At 47.2% G+C, this 23713-nt stretch carries 21 protein-coding genes and 1 pseudogene; 10 read left to right on the top strand and 12 right to left on the bottom strand.

Annotation, left to right across the window (positions count from 1 at the left end; translation table 11 throughout):
• The first annotated feature begins 83 nt into the window (after positions 1-83).
• The gene (locus tag QUA53_RS21480; RefSeq protein WP_333099724.1) at positions 84-752 is read left to right on the top strand and encodes a response regulator transcription factor; all 669 of its coding nucleotides are present in this window, start codon (positions 84-86) and stop codon (positions 750-752) included.
• Positions 753-759: 7 nt separating this feature from the next.
• Positions 760-2076 carry a hypothetical protein gene (locus QUA53_RS21485; RefSeq protein ID WP_333099723.1) on the top strand — a complete coding sequence of 439 codons (1317 nt, stop codon included), beginning with the start codon at positions 760-762 and terminating at the stop codon, positions 2074-2076.
• An 84-nt stretch (positions 2077-2160) separates the two neighbouring features.
• On the opposite strand, the gene QUA53_RS21490 is transcribed toward QUA53_RS21485, so the two are convergent.
• A complete protein-coding gene (locus QUA53_RS21490; protein WP_333099721.1) occupies positions 2161-3366 on the bottom strand; it encodes a DUF4336 domain-containing protein in 1206 nt (401 codons plus the stop codon).
• A gap of 125 nt (positions 3367-3491) precedes the next feature.
• Positions 3492-4313 (bottom strand): Uma2 family endonuclease, encoded by an 822-nt coding sequence (locus QUA53_RS21495; RefSeq protein WP_333099719.1) that lies wholly within the window; start codon positions 4311-4313, stop codon positions 3492-3494.
• Between the two features lie 119 nt (positions 4314-4432).
• On the opposite strand from QUA53_RS21495, the gene leuB reads away from it, so the two are divergent.
• Together leuB and QUA53_RS21505 are read left to right on the top strand one after the other, a co-directional pair.
• Positions 4433-5518 carry a 3-isopropylmalate dehydrogenase gene (gene leuB / locus QUA53_RS21500; protein ID WP_333099717.1) on the top strand — a complete coding sequence of 362 codons (1086 nt, stop codon included), beginning with the start codon at positions 4433-4435 and terminating at the stop codon, positions 5516-5518.
• Positions 5519-5883: 365 nt separating this feature from the next.
• On the top strand, positions 5884-5955 hold the full coding sequence (locus tag QUA53_RS21505) for a hypothetical protein (protein WP_333152334.1): 72 nt from the start codon (positions 5884-5886) through the stop codon (positions 5953-5955).
• Positions 5956-5965: 10 nt separating this feature from the next.
• On the opposite strand, the pseudogene tnpC reads toward QUA53_RS21505, so the two are convergent.
• Positions 5966-6984 (bottom strand): annotated as a pseudogene (tnpC, locus tag QUA53_RS21510) (IS66 family transposase); the annotation flags it as partial.
• Positions 6985-7830: 846 nt separating this feature from the next.
• Here tnpC and QUA53_RS21515 point away from each other — a divergent pair.
• Entirely contained in the window at positions 7831-8232 is a 402-nt protein-coding gene (locus QUA53_RS21515; protein ID WP_333099713.1) for a hypothetical protein, read from the top strand.
• A gap of 144 nt (positions 8233-8376) precedes the next feature.
• Here QUA53_RS21515 and QUA53_RS21520 read toward each other — a convergent pair whose 3' ends face one another.
• From QUA53_RS21520 to QUA53_RS21530, 3 genes are all read right to left on the bottom strand, one after another.
• Entirely contained in the window at positions 8377-9399 is a 1023-nt protein-coding gene (locus QUA53_RS21520) for an ATP-binding cassette domain-containing protein (RefSeq protein WP_333099760.1), read from the bottom strand.
• Positions 9400-9971: 572 nt separating this feature from the next.
• Positions 9972-10160 (bottom strand): hypothetical protein, encoded by a 189-nt coding sequence (locus QUA53_RS21525; protein ID WP_015175516.1) that lies wholly within the window; start codon positions 10158-10160, stop codon positions 9972-9974.
• A 313-nt stretch (positions 10161-10473) separates the two neighbouring features.
• Positions 10474-11397, bottom strand: coding sequence for a histone deacetylase (locus tag QUA53_RS21530; RefSeq protein ID WP_333099711.1), 924 nt, complete (start codon positions 11395-11397; stop codon positions 10474-10476).
• A 396-nt stretch (positions 11398-11793) separates the two neighbouring features.
• Here QUA53_RS21530 and gyrA point away from each other — a divergent pair, with 396 nt between their 5' ends.
• Together gyrA and QUA53_RS21540 are read left to right on the top strand one after the other, a co-directional pair.
• A complete protein-coding gene (gene gyrA, locus QUA53_RS21535) occupies positions 11794-14511 on the top strand; it encodes a DNA gyrase subunit A (RefSeq protein ID WP_333099709.1) in 2718 nt (905 codons plus the stop codon).
• Between the two features lie 228 nt (positions 14512-14739).
• A complete protein-coding gene (locus QUA53_RS21540) occupies positions 14740-16032 on the top strand; it encodes a ribonuclease D (RefSeq protein ID WP_333099707.1) in 1293 nt (430 codons plus the stop codon).
• A gap of 54 nt (positions 16033-16086) precedes the next feature.
• Here QUA53_RS21540 and QUA53_RS21545 read toward each other — a convergent pair whose 3' ends face one another.
• Together QUA53_RS21545 and QUA53_RS21550 are read right to left on the bottom strand one after the other, a co-directional pair.
• Positions 16087-16497, bottom strand: a complete 411-nt coding sequence (locus QUA53_RS21545) for an aldo/keto reductase (RefSeq protein ID WP_333099705.1) — start codon at positions 16495-16497, stop codon at positions 16087-16089.
• Positions 16439-16672 (bottom strand): aldo/keto reductase, encoded by a 234-nt coding sequence (locus QUA53_RS21550; protein ID WP_333099703.1) that lies wholly within the window; start codon positions 16670-16672, stop codon positions 16439-16441. The genes QUA53_RS21545 and QUA53_RS21550 overlap by 59 nt, the downstream gene beginning before the upstream one ends.
• A 130-nt stretch (positions 16673-16802) precedes the next feature.
• On the opposite strand from QUA53_RS21550, the gene QUA53_RS21555 reads away from it, so the two are divergent.
• A complete protein-coding gene (locus QUA53_RS21555) occupies positions 16803-17588 on the top strand; it encodes a hypothetical protein (RefSeq protein WP_333099701.1) in 786 nt (261 codons plus the stop codon).
• A 53-nt stretch (positions 17589-17641) separates the two neighbouring features.
• Here the strand turns inward: QUA53_RS21555 and QUA53_RS21560 are convergent, their stop codons facing one another.
• From QUA53_RS21560 to QUA53_RS21575, 4 genes are all read right to left on the bottom strand, one after another.
• Entirely contained in the window at positions 17642-18649 is a 1008-nt protein-coding gene (locus QUA53_RS21560; protein ID WP_333099699.1) for an aldo/keto reductase, read from the bottom strand.
• 58 nt (positions 18650-18707) lie between these two features.
• Positions 18708-19352, bottom strand: a complete 645-nt coding sequence (locus tag QUA53_RS21565) for a TMEM175 family protein (RefSeq protein WP_333099697.1) — start codon at positions 19350-19352, stop codon at positions 18708-18710.
• An 85-nt stretch (positions 19353-19437) separates the two neighbouring features.
• Entirely contained in the window at positions 19438-20499 is a 1062-nt protein-coding gene (locus QUA53_RS21570; protein ID WP_333099695.1) for an NAD(P)-dependent alcohol dehydrogenase, read from the bottom strand.
• A gap of 12 nt (positions 20500-20511) precedes the next feature.
• A complete protein-coding gene (locus QUA53_RS21575; protein ID WP_333099693.1) occupies positions 20512-20922 on the bottom strand; it encodes a (R)-mandelonitrile lyase in 411 nt (136 codons plus the stop codon).
• A gap of 303 nt (positions 20923-21225) precedes the next feature.
• On the opposite strand from QUA53_RS21575, the gene QUA53_RS21580 reads away from it, so the two are divergent.
• A complete protein-coding gene (locus QUA53_RS21580) occupies positions 21226-22209 on the top strand; it encodes an AraC family transcriptional regulator (protein WP_333099691.1) in 984 nt (327 codons plus the stop codon).
• 392 nt (positions 22210-22601) lie between these two features.
• On the top strand, positions 22602-23654 hold the full coding sequence (locus QUA53_RS21585) for an ApeA N-terminal domain 1-containing protein (protein WP_333099687.1): 1053 nt from the start codon (positions 22602-22604) through the stop codon (positions 23652-23654).
• The last annotated feature ends 59 nt before the right edge of the window (positions 23655-23713 follow it).

Below are 23713 nucleotides of genomic sequence, written 5' to 3' on the forward strand. Positions count from 1 at the left end.
CTCATAAGGGGTAATCGCTAGCAGCTTTAAAGATCCCTTGATGAAACCAAGTTAAGATAAGGTTGTTGCGTCGAGAAGCGCTGATGCCAGATAGTTTGACCCAAGAGCAGCAACTAGATATTCTGATCGTTGATGACCATCGCTTGCTTCTCAATGGAACGATTAGTCTGGTTGGCGATCGCTTTCCTAGGGCACAAATCCGCTCTTGCCAAACCGTCCAGGAGGCTCTAACCGAAGTGAGAAAGCATTTGCCTGACCTGGCGATCGTGGATTTGTCCCTTCCAGAGATATCAGGAACGGCTGCCAATGTTGAGCAGGGATTGGGGTTGCTGAAGGTCTTGATGCAGGATTATCCCCAGCTAAACCTGATGGTGCAAAGCAGTAACGTCAAGGCATTGATTCGCATCATACCGGAAATTGACAATCATCAGGGAGGATTTACGATCGCAGACAAAAGCGTGCCAATAGATACCTTCCTGACCCGGATGGAGTGGGCTATGCAAGGGTTAACCCATACCAAAGACCTGCAAACCGACTTGGAAGTGAAACCCGAATGGTTGGAAGTAATGCGACTCGCTTTTGAGGAGGGACTTCAGGATAAAGCGATCGCCCAAACTATGCACAAGTCCGAACGGATGATTCGCCACTATTGGTCTAAGATTCAGGATGCACTCTCAATCTACCCGGAAGAGGGTAAAAATATGCGTGCACAAACCCAAATTCGTGCCCGTAAAATTGGATTAATTGATTAAACGAGCAATGTCTACGGTTAATGAGCCATACAATATTTTAATTTTAAAGCGCCGAGTCGTGCTGGCAATGTTGAGTTTGGCGACGGTTGGCGCAACTATTGCTACATTTCTGCACCGACTGCAACCGCACCCTCGTACCATTTATCTAATTACACCTCCGTTGTTGGCGATCGCCTGCCTGATTTTACTGATTCGTCTCTACAAAAAACCAGAGAGCTTGCAACAAGTGATAAATCTGGCTTTACTTGCAGGGGTACTGTTCGTAGTGGTTCCCAGTTGGTTATATACCCTACAAGCGATCGTCACATCGGGCACCACCCTCGTAGATAGTTTGCCCCCTGTAACACCCGCGTTGTTCGTGTTGACAATGGTGATGCTGATCGCCCTGCGTCGCCGCCAGCAATTGGTGATTGCAACTGTGATCGCTTGGATGGCGATCGCTGCCCCAATTCTCACCTATTTGCTGCTGCACCCGTCAGAACTTCACACTTCGCGAGGCTTAGATTTATTCATCTCCCTCGGCCCAACAATGGGGATACAAATTCTCCTGATTCTGTTTTATAACCGCGTCCAAGATATCGTCCAGGGCTTATATACCGAGCGTCTCCAATACTATGCTCAAATTGTCGAGCGACAGGCGATTCGTCAGCAGGCAATGGAACAAGCCTTCACGCAAATCCACAATGGCCCTTTGCAAACCTTAGCTCTCCTCCTGCGGGATATGCAGCAAGAACAGATGCCATCTCAACAATTGTTCCAACGCTTGCATAGCCTGAATGCAGAGATCCGGGCAGTGGGGCGCAGTCTCACCGATGAAGCGGATTCAGAGCAACACTCCGCAGCCGTTTTTTCCAGCCTAGAACCCCCTAATTCCGAACAAACTCTCCGTCTGGGGGAAGGCACTTGTATCGATCTCAACCGCCCCCTGCATAATTTATTGTATGAAGTTTATGCCATTACTTTGAAGCGCAATTTGCCCTATTTCCAGACCATTCAAGTCAAAGTGCGGAATTTCGCCCCCATCGAGCAAACTAACCTCACCTTGGAGAGAAAGCGGGATTTCTGTTTGTGGTTAGAGGAAGCTTTATGTAATGTGGGGAAACACGCTCTTGGAACAACTCGAATTGTCGTGACGGGAGAACATCAGCAGGGGCAATATGTTCTCAAGGTGCAAGACAATGGCGCTGGACTTAAACCCGAACAAGGACAACAGGGAACAAAGCACTCTCAAATTTTGGCTCAACGATTGGGGGGACAGTTTCGACGAGAATCTTTGCCCAAGGGAGGGGTGATTTGCGAACTTTCTTGGTTAGTGAAGTCATAGCTATTGTTGAATTGGATTGGGTTTTACTTCTGGCCCAAGTTAGGGCAAACTGTCCTGTTCTTAACAATGGTGCAAGATGTAAGATTAAACCTTCTCTTTCGCAGGCGGAACCAAACCAGTTTTATTCAAACCCGCATCAATCTGCCTGAGCAATTTAAAATCGTCTTCGGGTAAGGAATTAACAGGCGAGTGTTTTTCCAGAAATGAGAATGCTTGGCGAAATTCACGCGGCCGGGAGTCGATCGCACCATCGAAGTGACAAGGTACAATTTTTTCAAAGTCCCAACTCGCCACTTGATCCACCCAATCGAGAGTTTCCCTCGGCGCGCGGTTGAGAATCAATGTCTGCAAAATCGGCGCCACAAACAACCGCCCTCCTCCCCGCAAAGCCTCAAACGATCGCACCCAATCTGTTTTCCACTTGAACGGATACAACCCAAAATAAGCTTTCCTTGAGCGTTCTGGCGCTTGGCGTGCGCTGGCAAATACCTCCGACCACGGCGGCACTTCCAGCACGCTGGGGCTAAAATACATGGCAAATAAGGCGATTCTCTGCCACCCTTTGCGGCGATTTTCCTGGGTGTCTGCCACCGTGTCCGAGGCGCTTTCTTTGGCGTGAAATAGCAGCGGGTACGAGTCGAGTTGGACGATCGCGGGCGGATTTTCGGGAATGGAAACTATGGAATCTGTTAACATCAGGGTGCGCGATCGCCTGTGAAATAACGCAACTTCAGCAAATCTGCCCAAACCGAGGTCTAGCGGGCCGAGAATTGCCCAGTCAAATTGATCGGCTAACGGCGTGTTGCTGCTGTCAAAGGGCAGTACAGACGTGCGTTTGGCGGGCAAACCCAGCCACGAGAGCGGCAAATTCACCGGGAAACTCCACTGATGCGGGGCGACAAACACCTGCGCTTCGGGAAAACACCTCGCAAAGGGGCCGACAAAAACTTTGTGCTCGATGCCCGAAACCGTTGTCAGCAAAATGTACTTCACCTCGCCGTGCTCTGCTACTAACTCCTTTACCAAGCGGATGCACTCAGGAGTCGGTGCAACGGGGGCGTAGACGAGAAGGCCTTCGGGTTCTAATTTAATTACTGTCATCCGAATCGGGACGACTACGTAGAAAATGCCTTGTAGTTGGTCGAAAGTCCAGATTGTGTCCTTGACTATTTCCTTGCGGATGGTGCGCCGCTTGCTGTAGGGATAGAGGGGGACAACTGGCCAAAAGGCCCAAGAATAGTCCCGATAATCAATCTGTGCTGGTGTTGGTATGCCTTCGCCCTCTGCCACTGGTGCGACTCCTTGCCGATTTTTTTGTAAGTGCGTGCGATCGAACTGTTTTTATCTTATTTCACTCCTGTTGCGCGGATTCGAGGAGTTGAAAAGGGGTTTCACCAGGGCTGAGTGCGGGACTATTAAACCAACTGTTCAGGATCGATGCCTAACTCCCGCAACCGCGCCGCTAGTCTTTCCTCTCGCTGTTGAGATTCTGTCAGTTGCTGTTGAGATGCTATGAGTTGCTGTTGAGATTCTATCAGTTGCCGTTCCGCCGCCGTTGCTCTTTCACCCGGACTCAAAATCAACCCTCCTTGGGCCGTAAACCACCGCAACCACAACCGATTCATACTCTTATAAGTGCCCTGCCACCAACCTAAACTCAACTGCAACTCAGGAATAAATAACCGCCCATCAATTAATTCTGCCGGTTCATAGTGGCCTCCTACAAGATGAAAAGCTCGCAATTCATCCGTGTAGCGACTGAAAATAAAATAGTAAGGAATCCGCAAAATTTGTTCATAAACTTGCCACTTAGTCGGCGGTTCCCCAGCTTGCTGAACAGTCCGCCCTAAATCTTCATCTTCAGTGCCCGGCGATAGCAATTCCACCACCACAAACGGATTTACCCGTTCTTGCCAAACTACATAACTCAAACGCATATCGCGCCCTTGATAAAGCCTTGGCACACCCACCGCAGCAAACCAATCCGGGCGTTTGTGCCAGCGCGGTTGTGTTGCATCGTAATACAAATTTAGGTCACTGGCTGTAAAGACTTGTTCCGCATCCCATCCCGGCGGCAAAAACGTGAATTCCAAGAGTTGCGGCTGATCTAAATGAAATGTATCTGGCAAACCGGGTTCCTTTGGGTCTTCGCTAGGTAAATCATACATTGTTGGCAAACTCTGTCGGGGGTCTAGAGGCGGTTCAGCTTGAGCAGGCGGGTAAGTCGGGAATGTCATAATGAATTCTGAGGTTGCTTATCCTGATATGATTATAGCCTTGTGAGAATGTCTGGCATTTCCAAAGAATTCCCATTAACTCTCAATCTCAAATCTCAAATCAAAACTCCTAAATCGATATGACTCAAAACTACCGCATCACTCTTTTACCAGGAGACGGCATCGGCCCTGAAATTATCGCTGTGGCGGTAGATGTCCTGAAACTTGTCGGCCAACAATTGGACATCGGCTTTGAATTTCAAGAAGCTTTAATGGGCGGTGCTGCTATTGACGCAACAGGCAATCCGCTGCCCGAAGAAACACTCTTAAAATGCCGCGACTGCGAGGCAGTATTGTTAGCAGCAATTGGCGGTTACAAGTGGGATAATTTGCCCCGCGAACAGCGCCCGGAAACGGGATTATTAGGACTGCGCGCTGGATTGGGATTGTTTGCAAATTTGCGTCCGGCGACTATTTTACCGCAGTTGGTTGATGCTTCAAGTTTGAAACGGGAAGTTGTCGAAGGCGTAGATATTATGGTCATCCGCGAACTCACAGGCGGCATTTATTTCGGCAAACCGAAAGGTATTTTTGAGACGGAAACAGGCGAAAAACGCGGTGTTAATACGATGGCTTACACCGAGTCGGAAATTGACAGAATCGGGCGAGTCGCTTTTGAGACGGCTAGGAAGCGGGGAAAAAGGCTGTGTTCCGTTGATAAAGCGAATGTTTTGGATGTTTCGCAACTGTGGCGCGATCGTATTATTGCCCTTTCTTCAGAATACCCTGATGTCGAACTTTCTCACCTCTACGTTGACAATGCAGCAATGCAGTTAATTCGCTGGCCGAAACAGTTCGATACAATTGTCACCGGCAATTTATTCGGCGACATTCTTTCCGATGCGGCGGCGATGCTAACTGGTAGTATTGGAATGCTGCCTTCGGCTAGTTTGGGAGCAAGCGGACCGGGAGTTTTTGAACCCGTGCACGGTTCCGCACCAGACATCGCCGGACAAGATAAAGCCAATCCCATAGCCCAAGTTTTGAGTGCGGCAATGATGTTACGTTACGCCTTAAATCAGCCGGAAGCTGCTAATAAAATCGAGCAAGCAGTTGTAGAAGTTTTGAATCGAGGTTATCGCACTGGTGATATCATGTCGGAAGGCATGAAACTCGTCGGCTGTCGGGCAATGGGCGATGCTTTAATTGAAGTTTTGCAAGGTTGATCTATTTATTTTGTAGATACTGTCTTGACCTGTCAAGGGGTAGCGTTCCAATAATTGGGATCGAAAGGCTTTTGGGATTTTAAAATCCCAAAAGCCCAATGCAGCAACTGCCGATATCATTGCATCAATCACCTGCATTTTGACGTTTCCACGACCCCATAATCGCACAGCGAGTCGGTTGGAGTAAGAGGTTGCAAGGTATCGCCACTACATCCTGCAGATACAACGCCTTTTTTCGTCGGACGTTTCCAGTACAAAACAAACGAGTTTTGCCTTTAATTGAAGTTCCAGAAGTGCGATCGCGCTTGAGTTAGACCAGCATAGGCTGCTAATTGACGCAGCAGCAAGTTGCGGATGAATTGAACGTGAGTGTAACCACTGTGAAAAATTGGGAAGCCGGTAGACATATTCCAAAGCTGTATCAAGAACAAACGTAAGGATTCAGGTCTAAACCAGGGGTATTAAAGATGGGGTCTGCACAGCAGGATTAACCCTCGCTTTGATAGCTTGCTCAAAAAACTCGGTGGACTGAACGTCTTTGACGACGGCAAGTTTGTATAACTGTCAATAAATTGGCAGTATCTTGGAACCGTGACATTGAACGGGAACCGCCACTAACTTTTCTTTTTGTAACGGCTCTCACGTAACCTTTGTTCGGCTAAATTATTATCTGGTGGAATCTCTGGGTGATTTAGAAAATACCACCATTGATCCGCTTTATGGAGCAAGGAACGTAACAGTTTACTTCCTTGGGTTCCGGCTCGCTCAAACCAAGTTAAGAGTGCAGATTCAATTTTTAATTTAAACTCTGATGCCCAACTCCAGAACTCGTCAATCAAGAGAGTTTTTTGGTATAAAGCGTAATTATGAAAGCCTTCATCGATCAAATCGATAAATTTGACGCCAATCTCCTGATTATTTAAACCTGGTAACTTGCTCAGCTTTTTGAAATGACGGCGTAAATGCGCTAGACATTTCTGTTGTGCTGTGACTGAATAATCATTATAAACGCTATAGTCATCCGAACTGAGGACACCTGTATAGCTTGCACCCAGAATTACTTCTAATTCGGAGCGAGAACGAGTACCAGCCGCATGAAATAATGCGAAATCTGTATTGGCAAAAATCCATAACCATTCTTTTACCCCTTTGACTGCCCAAGGTGTTTCATCCGCATGGATATTGGGCTGGGTTTGTTTGACCCACTCTTTGAGCCGGTCAATACTTTTAGCCACTGCACCATCTATTCTTTCATTCGTGGCTACTAAAGTTCCCACTCCTCTTTCTATTTTTCCCAGTTCCCACAACAGTTCTTCTTGTTTTTCGTAGGATAAATTTCCGTAATTATTTATCTATCCCAAAAAAGTTTGCAGTCTGATTCCGATATCTTGTCCCGGTACTATTTCTGGCGACCAGTCTGCTGTTTGTTTTTCCCCACACTCGCTGCAAATACAGGTATATCTCTGGGAGGGTAACAACCAGCCCCAAACCCATACCTTTGTAAGGATTGAGCCAATCCGCTGCTCAAAAAAAATAGGCAGCATAATTGTTACACGCTTGCGTATCTAAAAAATAATGTCTACCTAATTGATTTAAAAAAAACAACTAAGTTCAGCTCAATTTAAACTGATTGGAATCTTGCTACCCTTGATACAATCAGAAAAACAAGTGAGATTAGAACGGCTCTCCCGGGTATTTCCCTATCCAATTACAACCGAAAGTCGGTGCAGAAAACTACAAAGATTTCTGGATTTACCAAATTTAACTATATCATTAATTTGGTTCCCATTAATTACTTATTGCTTGACCACTTATTGCCCCATTGGTACTCGTTTATCAAGCTCAATCGACCGCAGTCAATGGGGGCGCATTAATCTATTTATGGTTAGCCCGATCGGGGAGCGAAGAGCAATTCCCTTATACTGGTCACTGTTGCCCAAACTGGGAAACAGTAGCATCGAGTCACAGACTACCAATTTACAGTAAGTTTTACCATTATTTGCACAATATAAAGTCATCGTTTTAGGAGACCGTGAATTTTGTTATGTCGATTTGGGAAACTGGCTGAGGGAAAAGGGTATATCTTTTTGTTTTAGACTGAAAAAAAATCCTTGTATCGAAATGGAACATTTAGTTTGGCAACGGTTAGATGAATTATGAATAGTACCAGGAACCTGTTTATATTGTCACGGAGCAAGAGTGAGCAAAACACGAACCTCTAACCTGATTTGATATTGCTTGTAAGTGGAAAAGGAACTACGGGGGATGGAATGTGGATGAAGCATGGTTTATTCTCACAGATTTACAGCTAGTTGTTACCAGCAGCCATCAATGCTTATAAGCAGCGGATGGGTATTGAAGAAATGTTCCGAGACTGTAAAACAGTCGGCTACGATCTTGAAGGAACTAGCTTAAAAGGAAACCGACTTATTAACATGATTTTGCTCATGACCCTCGCCTACAGTGCGGGAATATTTCAAGGCACTGAAATCAGGAAAAAGCAGGTACAAAAATATATCTCTCGCCGCAAAGAAACTAAAAAAATATACCGAAGACGGAGTACATTTGGTGTTGGTTTAGATGTAGAAAAGTGGGTCAATTATCTAGAGCAATATTCTGACGAGGTAGAACAGTTAATGAAGTTAAGTCCTTCTAAACGCCGCTTTAATCAACAAGGTATGCGGACCGCAACCCTTATACAGTCTATCTCGTAGACCTCTTTGTCACCCCCCCAGCACTCTCCTCTTAAGATTATATAGCAGAAGGAAGAAGGTTTTCTCTTCCTTCTTCCCTCTTCCCTCTTCCTTATATCCGTTACATCCGTTACATCCGCTGCGGAACTTCCCTCTTCCTTCAAATTACGATCGCATCGCCTGTTTTTGCTCCGCCTTCAAATCGCGGTTGCTAGCAGCAGCCAACTCCGCATCCAACAGCGTCTTACCAGTCGCAGCCAAATACACATCATCCAAACTCGGCCGAGATTGAGCAATCCCAAAAGTAGGAAGTCCCGCATCTTTCAAAGCTTGCTGAATAGTCACCAGCCCATCGCTTTGCGGTGTTACTACTAAATTGAGAGAATTTCCTTGAGCCGCGTTGACAATTACTTCCTGCACAAAAGGCAGCGATTGCATCAGATTTTTAGCTTTTTCGGCTTCTTCGATCGGCGAAAACTCGCGAATCCGCAGAGTCACCCGATCGCCTCCAACCCGATTTTTCAGCTCCTCCGGCGTGCCCTGTGCAATCACCGTACCCTTGTCAATAATCGCCACGCGATCGGCCAAAGCGTCAACTTCTTCGAGATAGTGACTCGTAATCAAAACCGTCGTACCTTCCTCCCGCAACCGGCGCAGGAAATCCCACACTACCACCCGGCTTTCAATATCCAGCCCGACAGTCGGTTCGTCTAACACCAAAACATCGGGCTGGTGCAGCAACCCAGCAGCTAAGTCGAGGCGTTTGCGGATACCGCCGGAATAAGTACCCGTCTTTTTATTTTCCCACTCCTCCAAACCGAGGAGTTTCACCATTTCGTCAATCCGCCCTTTAATCGTATTGCGCGGCAAATGGTAAAGCGCTGCTTGCAGTTGCAGGAGTTCCCGCCCCGTCAGCACCTTATCGAGAGCAACTTCTTGGGCGACGTAGCCGAGTTTTTGTCTGGCAATTCTCGGCTGGCTGACAGCAGAAATGCCAGACACTTCAATGCGTCCGCTATCGGGCGCACTCAAAGTACAAAGTACCCGCAGGGTTGTGGTTTTGCCTGCACCGTTAGGGCCTAGCAAACCAAATATTTCCCCCGGTTCTACCTTGAAGGAAACATCTTTAACGGCTTCTACAGTGCCGTAGCGTTTCTGAAGATTTTCAATTAAAACGGCGGGAGCCATATATTTTGGGGATGAACTGGTTGTTAATATTTTGACACTTCCGGGCTCAAATTGCCGGAATGGTCGATCGACCATTCCGGCTCGCTGTGCTTGTAACAATCGCACACTCCTCCTCAACCGGAAACTGCTTGTAGTTTTGATTCTTAATATCAGTTTAAGAAATATTAACTTTATAGCGCTTTTTAACCCTGATATTCATCACTTTTCCCACTCTCGAATCTCCCCTCTCAACTCCAAAAAATTATGAGTTTTGAGTTAAATATAACTTTTCAGTTAACAACTCAAAACTCAAAAGTTTTCAACAAGTAGAGATGCACCCGATACCTGTCATTTTATAATTATCTCTACCTATAGGCTGATGTGTAGCGAGATTTTGATGATAATTAACACTCTGGTCAAATACATCACACTCTCGAACCAAGTATGAAACACAAAAAACTTCCCTAAGTGGCAAGTTATACTTGTAATGAGTTCCACAGAAAATGTAACAGTATTTCCGTGCTCTCAACCCCGATATTTATCAGTCATTACCAATTGTCTTAACTCCCCGACAGAGAGCCGTTGCCATGTCTTTAATCGACAATTTTTACCCAACCGCGACGCACGTTGTACAGCAGTCGGTTGATGATGGCATACTCATCTTCATTCAGTGTTCTTTCTAAGAGTGCAGATCTGAGCTGTCTCCGGTCGTGGCGAGTCACGACGCTGGAGAACATGACCTGACCAAATAACTCTTCGAGTGTCATTTGGGATACTGACATGATAAACCTCCTAGTTGATTGAGACAGATAAAATTTTAACAGGCTTGTTGTATTTGTATTATGCACTCTGGAAGTGACTTCAAAGGCGATCGAAAACATTGGCACAGTGTGATTTTTTTGTTAAAAATCTGTGACCAAGACTTTGATGCCCAGTGACTTGGATCTATTCAATTTGTGATGGTTGTCACTAAAGTCAGGAGGAAGGAGTCAGAAGTCCGAGGGAAAAAGACCATCAAGGAGGATCGCCCTCAAAAGCTCTCCATCCCGTCCTCACCGCTTCTCAACCTTATTTTTCCCTATGCCAATTTTCCAGCTAATTGAGGCATCGGTCAATAGTCGCCACAACCGACTCGGCCAAATCTTTCAGCGCGTAACCCCCCTCCAATCCAAAGGCGATGCGGCGGGTGAGTTGCAGGCAGTATCCGGTGAAAGTACCGAAATCTGACGGAGCCAGAGTCATGCTCGCCAGCGGATCGGACGCAGTAGCGTCATAACCAGCGCTGACAATCAACAAATCCGGTTCAAATTTGGACAAAAAAGGCACGACAAGAGATTCAAAGGCGCTCAGGTATTCAGCTATGCCACCGCCCGGATAGAGGGGAATGTTCAGCACGTTGTCGTAGGAACCGCGCTCCTCGGCATCTCCCGTTCCCGGATAGCACGGAGATTGGTGCAGGGAACAGTAGGCAATTTGGCGGCAGTGTTCCACCAAAGATTGAGTGCCGTTGCCGTGGTGCACGTCCCAGTCAAGGACGGCGACGCGGTTGATTCCCGGCTGTTCCAAGGCGTAGTGAGCGGCGATCGCAGCATTAGAAAACAAGCAAAAACCCATCGCGCGGGCGTTTTCGGCGTGGTGTCCCGGCGGCCTGGCCAGCACAAAAGCCGGTTCCCCCGCAGCCACCACTCGATCGACCCCATCGAGCCAAGCACTCGCCGCTAGCAGCGCTACGTCGTAACTTTCTGCAGAAATCGGCGTATCACCGTCGAGGTAGCCGCCTCCCCGATGAGCCAAATGTTCGACTTCTTTGATGTATCTTTGCGAGTGAACTTTTTTGATAGCCGAGAACAGTGCTTTTTCGCGCTGCGCCACTGGGGTGGGCAATTGCCACTCAATTTGAGCCGCCCAAGGAGCAGCTTTCAGAGCGTTGACGATCGCCGTTAAACGTTCTGGTCGCTCTGGGTGAAGCATTCCAGTCTTGTGCAGCAAAAAATTTTCGGAGTAGATGACGGGTAGCATCGGCTGATTTTAGATTTTAGATTTTAGATTTTAGATTTTTAGTTTGCTTTAAGAAGGCCTTCGGTTTTGTGAAATTAAAATTGCGATCGGGCCACCATTTTAATTTTTTATATAGCCCTCAAAAAAACTCACCAAAGCATGAAACCCGACCGCCTAAAAAAACCTTTCTAGCTTTTGCCAACCGCTGACCAAATCACCAACTGACAAAGTATCAATTGTCCTTGTTTCGTCCCTTAATTTTTCTGGCAACTTTCCCATAAAGTCAAAGGCAAATTGTGATATAATTTCAGGAGTAATTTGCAATATTTGGCAGCTCTACTGAATCCAAACCGATTTTATCGCATTTTTGAGATTTATAGCCGTCAAATTTAAATTTTTAACGGAGTTTTTCAACCTATGAGCACCTCTGAGTCGCGGATAATCCCGACGGATCTGGGTAATGAGATGTCCCGATCGTACTTGGAATACGCCATGAGCGTAATTGTCGGTCGGGCGCTACCAGATGCCAGGGACGGTCTCAAGCCCGTTCACCGACGCATTCTCTACGCCATGAACGAATTGGGCTTGACTCCCGATCGACCTTTCCGCAAATGCGCCCGCGTCGTGGGGGAGGTGCTGGGCAAGTATCACCCGCACGGAGATACAGCGGTTTACGACGCCCTGGTGCGGATGGCTCAGGATTTCTCCATGCGGGAACGCCTGATCAACGGTCACGGCAACTTCGGCTCCGTTGACAACGACCCGCCCGCTGCCATGCGGTACACCGAATGTCGCCTCACAGCTTTGACTAGCGACTCCATGCTGCGCGACATCGACTCCGAAACAGTTGATTTCGGCGACAACTTCGACGGTTCCCAGCAAGAACCCCTCGTACTCCCGGCACGCATCCCCCAAATTTTGCTCAACGGTTCCTCCGGGATTGCTGTAGGGATGGCAACCAACATTCCGCCGCACAATTTAGGCGAAATAATAGACGGTTTAGTAGCACTAATCCACAATCCAGCAATTACTGACCTGGAATTGATGCAGTACATCCCCGGCCCGGACTTTCCCACCGGAGGACAAATTCTGGGGAGATCCGGCATTCGCGATGCTTACACCACAGGTCGCGGTTCGATTACAATGCGCGGAGTCGCTGGCATTGAAACCATCGAACATCCCGGTCGCCCCGACAAAGAAGCAATTATTATCACCGAATTGCCTTACCAAACAAACAAGGCCGCCCTAATTGAGAAAATTGCCGAACTTGTCAACGACAAAAGATTAGATGGAATTTCCGACATTCGCGACGAAAGCGACAGAGACGGAATGCGCATCGTGATCGAACTCAAGCGCGATGCCTATCCCCGCGTCGTCCTCAACAACCTCTACAAACAAACACCTCTCCAAGCCAACTTTGGAGCCAATATGTTAGCGCTAGTAAATGGGGAACCCCAACTACTTACGCTCTCCCAATTCCTCAATGTCTTCCTAGATTTCCGCATTGAGACAATTACTCGCCGGACTCAATACGAACTCCGGAAAGCAGAAGAACGCGACCACCTTCTGCAAGGCTTATTAATTGCCCTAGAAAACTTAGATGCAATTATTCACCTAATTCGCGCCGCTGCCGACTCCGCCGCGGCGAAACAAGAATTGATGGATAATTACGGTCTTTCCGAACAGCAATCAGACGCAATTCTGCAAATGCAGCTCCGGCGTTTGACAGCCTTAGAAGCCCAAAAAATTCAGCAAGAACACGAAGAACTGCGAGCTAAAATCGAAGATTTGGAAGATATCTTAGCGCGCCGAGAACGCATCTTAGAAATCGCCGAAGTTGAAGCCGTCGAAATCCAAACAAAAATCGCCACTCCTAGACGCAGCGTCATCGAGCACGCCGAAGGAGAAATCGATGAAAGAGATTTAATTGCTAACGAACAAGCAATTATTCTGATCACAGAGCAAGGCTACATCAAGCGGATGCCTGTCAGCACTTTCGAGGCCCAAAGTCGCGCTACTCGCGGCAAAGCAGGCGCGAAAATGAAAGAAGACGACGGAGTAGAACATTTCCTTTCCTGCTGCGATCATGACAGCGTTTTGTTCTTCAGTGACAGGGGCGTAGTTTACTCTGTCAAAGCTTATCAAATCCCAGTCTGTTCGCGGACTGCCCGCGGCACTCCTGTGGTACAACTGCTGCCGATTCCTATAGAAGAAAAAATCACTTCTATGGTGTCAGTTACAGAATTCACCAGCGAAGAATACTTGGTCATGCTGACTCGCGGCGGCTACATCAAGAAAACCGCACTTTCGGCTTTTGGCAACATCCGCACTAACGGATTAATCGCGATTTCTCTAGAAGAAGGCGACCAACTGCGCTGGGTGCGGAGAGCAAAAGTGGGCGACAGCATCATCATCGGCACGCGCCAAGGGATGGCAATTCATTTCCGCACTAATCACGAACAGTTGCGCCCTGTCGGCCGCGCAACGCGGGGTGTAAAATCGATGAAATTGCGATCGGGCGATGAGTTGATCAGCATGGACATATTGCCCAGTTCAATTGTTGCCGAGATTGCTGAATTGGAAACTGAAGATTCGGAATTCGAGGGAGCTAATATTGCTCAGTTAGAAACTGAAGATTCGGAATTTGAAGTAGCAGAAATTACTGACCTAGAAACTGAAGATGCGGAATTGGAAGATGAAGAATTAGAACTGCAATCCGAGGAAATTGAAGGCGAAGAAGCCGAAGGAATTACCAAAAGTAGCAGCGACGTTCCTTCAGTGTTGGTAATCACCACCAACGGCTATGGCAAGCGGGTTCCAGTTTCTCAATTCCGCCTACAAAGACGGGCTGGCAAAGGATTGACGGCTACTAAGTTCAAGTCTAAAAAGGCTAAAGATTACGTAGCTGCGCTGCGAATTGTCAACGAAGATGACGAGTTGATGATCATTACCAACCGAGGTATTATTATCCGTCAGGCTGTGAGTGCAATTTCCACGCAATCGCGAACTGCAACTGGCGTGCGGGTGCAGCGGTTGGATGAGGATGATTCGATCGTAGCTGTGGCTTTAGTGCCGCCTGCTGGTGAAGAATCGGCCGAAGAATCGGAATCTGAGGAAGTGGCAGAACAGTCATAGGTTAATAGTTTGTAAGGTACGCGCTGCGTACCTTACTGCTGAACGGTAAAAATGCGATCGTCTATTTCCGCTTTCTGCCTCCAAGACTGGTCAACATTTAATACTAATTATGAAAAAATATCTCTAGGGACACGGCATTGCCGTGTCCTTAATGCGATCGTTGACAATCGATCCCATAATTGCCATAGCATAAGAGAATCAAAAAGTTAATAGCAAAAGTCTGTAAAAATGCCTTATTTAACAGCAGAAAACGACATCAAAGCACTCATCACTAAATTTGCCCGAGCTAAAATCCTGTGGGTTGACACAGAAATAGCAGACTATAAATCCAACCCCAGATTATCTCTGATTCAGGTGTTAGCTGACTCCACCGATTCAAGTGGAGATGGCACTTTTCTACTAGATGTCTTGGATAAACCTGAATTGGCCAAAGATTTTATCAACCAAATCATGGTCAATCCAGATATTGAAAAAGTTTTGCACAACGCCAGCTATGACATCAGATTTCTGGGCAATGACGACGCTCAAAATGTCACTTGCACATTAAAAATGGCGAGAAAGATTCCCACTTACATTCTGCCATTACCTAATCGACAACTCAAAACTTTAATACAAACACTTTGCGACATTGCTTATGTAGATAAAACAGAACAAAGCGGCGATTGGGCAAAGCGCCCCCTGACCGAGAAGCAGCTAGAATATGCCAAGATGGACGCGGTTTATTTAGCTGGAGTGCATCGCCGCCTGGTAGATATCCTTGCCCAATGTTACCCCGAACCCGCAACGGAAAACTTGACAGCATTGGGCGAAAAATATCAGGAATTAGAATCTCGGTGGAAGCCACTAGACTCAGAAATCGCTGAAGTCAAAGAACGCATTAAAGCAGGGATGCTGGCCCAAAAGCTCAAAGACAGTTCTTATTTTGAGCTTTCCAGTTCGACAGCTATGAAAGTAGATTTTCTCACCCTGGCAAGACTGACGCAAACTGAGGAAATTGAGTTAAATTTTCCGGTGACACTGACGAAAGAAATTCAAAAACAGTTAGGCAAACTCCTCGATCATCCATCTTTTGAAGTGGAGGATATTGCTAGTTGGCGGTTGAATTCTAATGTACAGCAGCGACGAAAATCTACTAAGAAAGTTGCGCCAGAACCGGAGAGTGAGGATTTAACTGCATTGGGGGAAAGGTACAAAGAAATTTTGCCCGAATGGAAGTTGCTGGATTCTGAAGTTGAGCATCTGAAAGAGCGCATTAAAAAAGCAATGTTGGTGCAAAATCAGGAAAATACTCCCCATTTTAAGTTATCCAGTTCCTCGATTTTGAAGGTAGATTTTGCTAAATTGGCAAAACTTGCGCTATCTGTGGGAGTTGAGTTAGATTTTATGGTGACGCTGACTCAATACATCCAAAAGCGGTTAGGGGAAGCTATTAACAAAATTGATGTGCAAATTGAGTATATTACCAGTTGGCGGATGACGGCTAAGACTGGGGAAGATGAAGAGGAAGAAATTCCGTTTTAACTACCAAAATATCACATTTTCTCTTCTGCGCCGCTCAGCGACCCGTCAAAAGCTCTAACTTTTCGGGGTATCTCGCCCCTTGTACAGTGATTTTGGCGGCGGCATCATCGATGTCACGCAGCGCAGATCCGCAGGCGTGAGTTCGACGGAGACTGCCCCGATGTTTTCGTCCAAGCGATGCAGCTTCGTGGTGGCTGGGATTGGAACAATCCACGGCTTCTGGGCCAGCAGCCAGGCGATCGCGATCTGAGCAGGTGTCGCCTGCTTCTGTTGTCCGATCCTACCAAGCAAATCAATCAAGGCTTGATTCGCTTTGAGAACCTCCGGTGTGAAGCGAGGCAGGGTGCTGCGGAAATCGGAACTGTCAAAGATCGCGTTTTCGTCGATTTTGCCAGTGAGAAAGCCCTTACCCAGCGGGCTGTACGCGACAAAGCCGATTCTGAGTTCCTCCAGGGTTGGTATCACTTCCGCTTCCGGCTTTCTCCACCGAGCGCGAGTATTCGCTCTGGAGTGCAGTCACCGGCACCACTGCGTGTGCGCGACGGATCGTTTGCACTCCGGCTTCAGAGAGTCCAAAGTGCTTAACCTTACCTTCCTCAATCAGTCCCTTCACTGCTCCTGTCACGTCTTCGATCGGCACGTTCGCGTCAATATGGGAATCATATTTTCACGTCTCAAAAGCTGGACCAGTCGAAAATTAAAACGTACAATTAATATATCAATTATATATTGATATATTGAGTAAAGCTTCAACTAAAATCCACCCAGATATGAAGCCCAAAACAAACTATACAGAACAATCTGCACAGCATCGCCCGATAAAAAAGCTGCCAGAAGTTACCATTTTTTTCTGGATTATCAAGTTGCTGACTACGGGAATGGGCGAAACAACTTCAGATTACCTAGCCCATCACATGAACCCAATTTTTGCGGTCGCTCTGGGGGGAATTGGATTAGTGATTGCTTTACTAATACAGTTTTCAGTACGGAAATATATTCCCTGGGTCTATTGGTTAGCTATTATTATGGTCGCTATATTCGGAACAATGGCTGCTGATGCTATCCATGTTGTATTAGGGGTTTCGTATCTCCTATCGACTGTAGGATTTTCCGTCGTACTGAGTATTATTTTTGCAGTTTGGTATATGAGCGAAAAGACTTTAGCGATTAATCATATTTACACACTTCGGCGCGAGTTATTTTACTGGGCAACCGTTATGGCTACATTTGCGCTTGGCACAGCCGCAGGTGATATGACAGCATCAACTTGGGGTTTGGGGAACTTCACATCAGGTTTACTGTTTGCCTTGTTATTTGCTTTACCAGCGTTCGCATACTGGCGCTCAGGACTTAATGAGGTCGGGGCTTTTTGGCTCGCATATATCCTGACTAGACCATTGGGCGCTTCATTCGCAGATTGGATCGGTAAATCTCAGGATAGTGGTGGAGTAGGCTTTGGTACAGGGCGGATCAGCATTGTCTTAGCTATTCTGATTTTTGGTTTTGTTGTTTATGAGACATACTCGAGCAAAGACAGTTATAGCAAGTCATCATGAGTTGGGTCTGGTTTAAGGAGCAGTTATGCCAGACCCAAAGACTAAAACTAGACTCAGCGGCCCGTCATTTGCTCTAGCTTTTCGGGATATCGATCGCCTTGCACTGCGATCTTGGAAGCAGCGTTATCAATGTCATGCAAATCGTCAGATGTGAGTTCAATGGAGATAGCTCCAATATTTTCATCCAAGCGATGCAGCTTCGTGGTGCCTGGAATCGGAACAATCCACGGCTTTTGAGCTAACAGCCAAGCGATTGCGATCTGAGCCGGGGTCGCCTGCTTCTGTTCTGCAATACTGCCAAGCAGATCGATCAGGGCTTGATTCGCCTTGAGTGCATCCGGTGTGAAGCGAGGCAGAGTGCTGCGGAAGTCGGAGCTGTCAAAGGTCGTGTTTTCGTCGATCTTACCCGTGAGGAAGCCTTTGCCCAGCGGGCTGTACGGGACAAGTCCGATGCCAAGTTCCTCAAGGGTCGGTATCACTTCCGCTTCAGGCTTTCTCCACCACAGCGAGTATTCGCTCTGAAGAGCCGTGACTGGCACAACGGCATGGGCGCGCCGAATCGTTTGCACTCCCGCTTCAGAAAGTCCGAAGTGCTTCACCTTACCTTCCTGAATCAGTTCCTTCACTGCTCCGGCCACCTCTTCAATGGGCACGTTTGGGTCAACCCGGTGCTGATACAGTAGGTCGATCGCCTCAACTTTGAGCCGCTTGAGCGATCCCTCCACGGCTTCCTTGATATGCTCCGGTCGGCTATTCAATCCGGGTGAACCTTTCATGCCGCGAGGATCGGAATTAGGACTGATGTCAAACCCAAATTTGGTCGCAATGACCACTTGGTCGCGGAAGGGAGCGAGGGCTTCACCCACCAGTTCTTCGTTCAAGTACGGGCCGTAGACTTCGGCAGTGTCAAAGAATGTAATACCGCGATCGACTGCAGCCCCCAGAAGAGCAGTCATCTCCTGTTTGTCTTTGGGCGGACCATAAGAAAAGCTCATTCCCATGCAGCCGAGCCCGATCGCTGAGACTTCCAGATTGCTGTTTCCAAGTTTGCGCGTTTGCATTGTTTTTCTCCGTTAATGTGGAATTGATAGTGTTCGCCGTCGATCGCTCTGGTCGTTGTCAGTCGTTTTCGCTGCGATCTCTGCTCGCCGTAGGGTCATTGATGCGAGACAGGGCGGTCTTATGACCCCAGCGAGGCCATAGATAGAAGAGGTTGAGGAGGATGAAGATCAACACTGCCAGCCAGGGCGCGAACAGTGCGACCGCGGTGGCGATCGCATAAACGATCGGTCCGACAAGGAATAAACGTCTGATCTTCCGTACTTTTTTCGCTGTGAGGCGCGTATCGATCAGCCGATACTCGTGAGCCGCATACCGCCACATGACGTTGACGAAGATACCAATCAGGGTCAAGATGCCACCGTAGAACCCAGCGGCAACCGACTCGTCCATTCCCCGGTGGAACGCTTCTGCAAGTACAGCGGTTGGAAACGGCAGGAAGGCAATCGGCATCAGGTGGAGGACGTTAAGCAGCAACAGCGTTCCGTCCACGCGGACGATGTGTTTGAACATGGCGTGGTGGTTGATCCAGATTGCGCCGATCACCAGGAAGCTCACTACGTAGGCGAGGTAGGACGGCCAGAGATGGAGGAGTTCTGCCCCGAGCGCCGTATCGGGTGGCGGCACTTTGATTTCGAGTACCAGCAGGGTGATGGCGATCGCAAAAACACCGTCGCTAAATGCCTCCAAGCGTGTGGTATCCACACTCACCTCCTCTGCGAATAGTTGCTGTTACCAAGTTTGCGCTTCTGCATGACGACTCCTTCGAGCCTCCACCGTCCCAACTCAGTTATTCAGATTTAAGAGAAGCCATATCAATTACAAAGCGGTACTTCACATCGGACTTGAGCAGTCTTTCGTAGGCTTCGTTGACCTTCTGGATCGGGATAACTTCGACATCGGCGGTGATATTGTGTTCAGCGCAAAAGTCGAGCATCTCTTGGGTTTCGGCGATGCCGCCGATCATAGACCCAGAAAGACTGCGGCGGCCCATAATCAGGCTGAATGCTGCGACCTCCAAGGGCTTCTCAGGTGCGCCGACAAGGGTGATGTTACCGTCGAGGCGAAGCAGGTTGAGATAGGCGTTGATGTCGTGCTTGGCGGCGACGGTATCGAGGATAAAATCGAAGCTACCAGCGTGCTTTTGCATCTCGTCAGCATTGCGGGAAACAACAACTTCATCGGCACCCAGACGGAGTGCGTCTTCTTTCTTGTCGGGGGACGTGGTAAAGACAACGACGTGTGCTCCCATTGCATGAGCAAGCTTCACGCCCATGTGCCCCAATCCGCCCAGACCGACCACACCTACTTTCTTACCCTCTGTGACTCCCCAATGACGGAGTGGCGAATAGGTGGTAATCCCGGCGCACAGGAGCGGCGCAACCCCGGCGAGATCGAGGTTATCTGGAACGCGCAGCACGAAGCGTTCATCGACGACGATGCTGTTGGAATAGCCACCATAAGTGACCGGAGCGGTCTTGTGCTTGTCTGGGGAGTTGTATGTGAGGATCACGTTTTGGCAAAACTGCTCAAAGCCAGCTTTGCAATGGGGGCACGTACTGTCCGAATCGACCATACAGCCGACTCCCGCTAGATCGCCGGACTTGAACTTCGTCACTGCTGAACCAACTTGAGTGACCCGTCCGACGATCTCATGACCGGGAACGATCGGGTAGGTAGTAGACATGAAATCGCTCCACTCGTCCCGCACTGAATGCACGTCAGAGTGACAGATGCCGCAGAAGAGGATTTCGATCTGCACATCGTGTTCGGTCGGGTCGCGCCGTGCGATCGTGTCGGAGGCTAGCGGTGATGTTGCACTGGCTGCGGAATAAGCTTTGGTGTTGTACATGGGTTGATGCTCCTATTTGTTTACTTTTGGTGCCTGGTATTGTTCGTCGCTGACCTTTTCCATCCAGTCCACGGTCTTGCCGTCGAGCTGTTCCTGAATGGCGATGTGCGTCATAGCCGTGGTTGCCGTGGCACCGTGCCGATGCTTCTGGCCCGGCGCGAACCAGATCACGTCCCCTGACCGAATTTGCTCGATCGAGCCGCCCCAGCGCTGTGCGAGACCGCAGCCAGCCGTCACGATCGGGGTTTGTCCTAACGGGTGGGTGTGCCATGCTGTTCGAGCACCCGCCTCAAACGTGACACTGACACCAGACGTGCGTGCCGGATCATTTGCTTGGAACAGGGGGTCAATGCCGACAGTGCCGGTAAAATACTCAGCCGGTTCTTTGGCCGAAGGCTGTGAGCCACTTCGTTTAATGTCCATTTCTTAATTCCTTCACTTGATGCCATTTCGGTGGCTGTCCCAATAGTAGAAATTGAGCACATATCGCTTCTCTATCAATAGGGATGGATTTTTTAAGAAGCAAGGTTAGCCTTGATGGCATTTTGGTTGTCAGTAGGCGAGTCTCTTGCCCAATCAAACCTGCGTTTTCTCTTGAATAAAAATCCAGAATGCTTACAAGAAGCCGGAATCGTTTTTCATTGCTTTAGCTTCATCTTAGGCATTTTGGAGGACAAGCAATAAAACGATCGTCTAAGATTGTTGTACAATCCTGCAAACTTAGAAATGAACGCTGTCAAAACGAGTGAAAAGTCGGCTATGGAGTTAATGAACGACCAGCAGGCAAAGCGCGAGGCAGATAGAGCGCAAGCCCACAGAGACGAGCTGACAGAGCGGATTGCACAGGCGATTCGTCATGATGGGACGATTGAGCCGCTCAAAGGATTGCACTTCAACCGCTCCTCCTCACCTTCGGAATGCGTTCACAGTGTCTCTCTCCCTGCCTTTTGTGCGATCGCTCAGGGCAGCAAAGAAGTCCTTCTGGGCTGCGATCGCTATCAGTACGACCCTTTGCATTATTTGCTGGCTTCGATCGAACTGCCGATTGTCAGCCAAATTTTTGAAGCGTCCAAAGCGCGACCTTACCTTAGCCTTCGCCTCGATCTCGACCCCACACTTGTCGGTTCAGTCATGGTCGAGGCAGGGCATCCTTCATCGCGCAGTCGTGCTGATGTGAAAGCGATTGACGTAAGTCCGTTGGATGCAAATCTGTTAGACGCTGTGGTGCGGCTCGTCAGGCTTCTAGATTCCCCTGCTGAAGCTCGTGTTCTCGCACCACTGATTAAGCGGGAAATCATTTACCGACTGCTGATGGGAGAGCAAGGTGGTCGGCTATGTCATATTGCAGTTCTGGGTGGCTCTACCCACCAAATTGCTAGAGCCGTCGATCGACTTCGTAAAGACTTTAACCAGCCGCTTCGGATTGAAAGCATCGCACGAGAGCTGGGAATGAGTGTATCGAGCTTCCACCATCACTTCAAGTCTGTCACTGCCATGAGTCCTTTGCAGTTCCAGAAGCAACTGCGGCTCCAGGAAGCTCGCCGTCTGATGCTGGGGCAAAACCTTGACGCTACCAGTGCTGCCTACCGTGTGGGTTATGACGATGCCTCGCACTTCAACCGAGAGTACAAGCGACTCTTTGGTATACCACCGATGCGCGATGTGGAGCGGCTGCGAGAAGCTGCTAGGGAGATTGCGAGTTCAACATAGTCCAGACTTCAATATTATTGAGAAGGTAAGTGAATTGAGCAAAGCTGATGAAAGTTAAAGTAACAGAACAATGTGTAGTCATTCCCAAGGATTTTCTCAAGGGAGTTGAAGAGGTAGAAATTCGCAAGGAAAATAATATTATTTTTGTGAGCGTAACTAATCAAACATATCCAATTTTTGAGATAGGATGAACCAGGTAAACTGCGGGGTAGCGTGCTTTAGTGCTGAAGTGTTAAGAGATGTTGAAGAGTAATCCAGTAAAGCAGTATAGAGTGAGATACTACGGGAAAATAATAAGTGAGGGTAAACATCTCCCATATAAATGAGCGCATGGCTCATCTATATGGAATGACGGCTGAGGAAATGAAAATTTTTATAGAATATTAAATGCTATGGAAAGTTTTGAAAAAAATGGAATATGGTTTCTTCCCGAAAGTCCAGATAGACAAATAACTGGTACATTAGTATTTTCACCAGATCAGGAACCCAGACTCAATTTAGTAGGAGAATTGAGAGAACTTGATCTCCACGAAAAATTAGAAAGCGATATTAAATATCCTCTTATACATGGTTATCTAATAGGTGATTCCGGCACTTTTGAAGAAGTAACGCTTTGTAACTCTTACCTAAAAAATGAATTTAAAACTGGATATCCTACCAGTGAATTATATCCTGAATTTATATTAAAAGGTTATCATTTTTCATCTTTAGATGAAATCGAATTTCAAGCCATTATTGTTAAATACGATTACTTAGAAAAATGGGTTAATTTACCCAATATTGAAATTGGTTGTATTCCGCATCATGACCAAACAAATACTTACAAAGAAATAATTTTTAACCAAAAAGTTAATGAACCAATTGAGATAGGCAAAATAAATGATTGCTCTATTACTATTATTGATCTACCTTTTTTAAACCCACAATATGTTCAGTCAATAAATCTATTTGCAACTTTGGGGCGGAATTGGGATAGAAGTGAAATTTTAATAAAAGAACAAAAAAATATTCTAATTAAACCTGACAGCCCTAAAGAATTAAATTTTTTTTTAGATTTTGTTAATTTAATACAGGAATTTTTAACTTTTAGTTGTGGACAAATTATTCTACAATTTAAGATTGAAACAAGCATTATTGCTAGTAATCAAGAATTTGAAACTCAGCTTTTTAATGGAGCTCCGAGGGTAATTCAAACTGAAAGACAAAGGGAGTTTCCGATTAATATTTTCTATAAAGTTACTCCTCCTTTAATTAATAAAGTATCTTTTAATGCTAGTTTAATTCTGTTCAAATTTACAGACATTAGAGAAAGCTCAGCAACAGTTTTAAATAATTGGCAAAATATTAGACAAAAAATATCATCAATTATTGAAATCTACTTGGGGTTATACTATATTCCTGTTCGCTATAAGAATGATTTATTTTTGGGTAGTGCTTTTATGTAAAGGATGGAGAAAATAGAGGCGGTTGAGCCTTCAGAATTGCTAATCGGATTTGGTGATTG

Source organism: Microcoleus sp. Pol12B3, from assembly GCF_036701355.1.
GTDB lineage: Bacteria > Cyanobacteriota > Cyanobacteriia > Cyanobacteriales > Microcoleaceae > Microcoleus.

What these genes read in the sequence shown, in the direction of transcription:
- QUA53_RS21480 (WP_333099724.1), top strand. Translation starts at nt 84, where the DNA reads ATGCCAGATAGTTTGACCCAAGAGCAGCAACTAGATATTCTGATCGTT.
- QUA53_RS21485 (WP_333099723.1), top strand. Translation starts at nt 760, where the DNA reads ATGTCTACGGTTAATGAGCCATACAATATTTTAATTTTAAAGCGCCGA.
- QUA53_RS21495 (WP_333099719.1), bottom strand. Translation starts at nt 4,313, where the DNA reads ATGACATTCCCGACTTACCCGCCTGCTCAAGCTGAACCGCCTCTAGAC.
- leuB (WP_333099717.1), top strand. Translation starts at nt 4,433, where the DNA reads ATGACTCAAAACTACCGCATCACTCTTTTACCAGGAGACGGCATCGGC.
- QUA53_RS21520 (WP_333099760.1), bottom strand. Translation starts at nt 9,399, where the DNA reads ATGGCTCCCGCCGTTTTAATTGAAAATCTTCAGAAACGCTACGGCACT.
- QUA53_RS21525 (WP_015175516.1), bottom strand. Translation starts at nt 10,160, where the DNA reads ATGTCAGTATCCCAAATGACACTCGAAGAGTTATTTGGTCAGGTCATG.
- QUA53_RS21530 (WP_333099711.1), bottom strand. Translation starts at nt 11,397, where the DNA reads ATGCTACCCGTCATCTACTCCGAAAATTTTTTGCTGCACAAGACTGGA.
- gyrA (WP_333099709.1), top strand. Translation starts at nt 11,794, where the DNA reads ATGAGCACCTCTGAGTCGCGGATAATCCCGACGGATCTGGGTAATGAG.
- QUA53_RS21540 (WP_333099707.1), top strand. Translation starts at nt 14,740, where the DNA reads ATGCCTTATTTAACAGCAGAAAACGACATCAAAGCACTCATCACTAAA.
- QUA53_RS21555 (WP_333099701.1), top strand. Translation starts at nt 16,803, where the DNA reads ATGAAGCCCAAAACAAACTATACAGAACAATCTGCACAGCATCGCCCG.
- QUA53_RS21560 (WP_333099699.1), bottom strand. Translation starts at nt 18,649, where the DNA reads ATGCAAACGCGCAAACTTGGAAACAGCAATCTGGAAGTCTCAGCGATC.
- QUA53_RS21570 (WP_333099695.1), bottom strand. Translation starts at nt 20,499, where the DNA reads ATGTACAACACCAAAGCTTATTCCGCAGCCAGTGCAACATCACCGCTA.
- QUA53_RS21575 (WP_333099693.1), bottom strand. Translation starts at nt 20,922, where the DNA reads ATGGACATTAAACGAAGTGGCTCACAGCCTTCGGCCAAAGAACCGGCT.
- QUA53_RS21580 (WP_333099691.1), top strand. Translation starts at nt 21,226, where the DNA reads ATGAACGCTGTCAAAACGAGTGAAAAGTCGGCTATGGAGTTAATGAAC.
- QUA53_RS21585 (WP_333099687.1), top strand. Translation starts at nt 22,602, where the DNA reads ATGGAAAGTTTTGAAAAAAATGGAATATGGTTTCTTCCCGAAAGTCCA.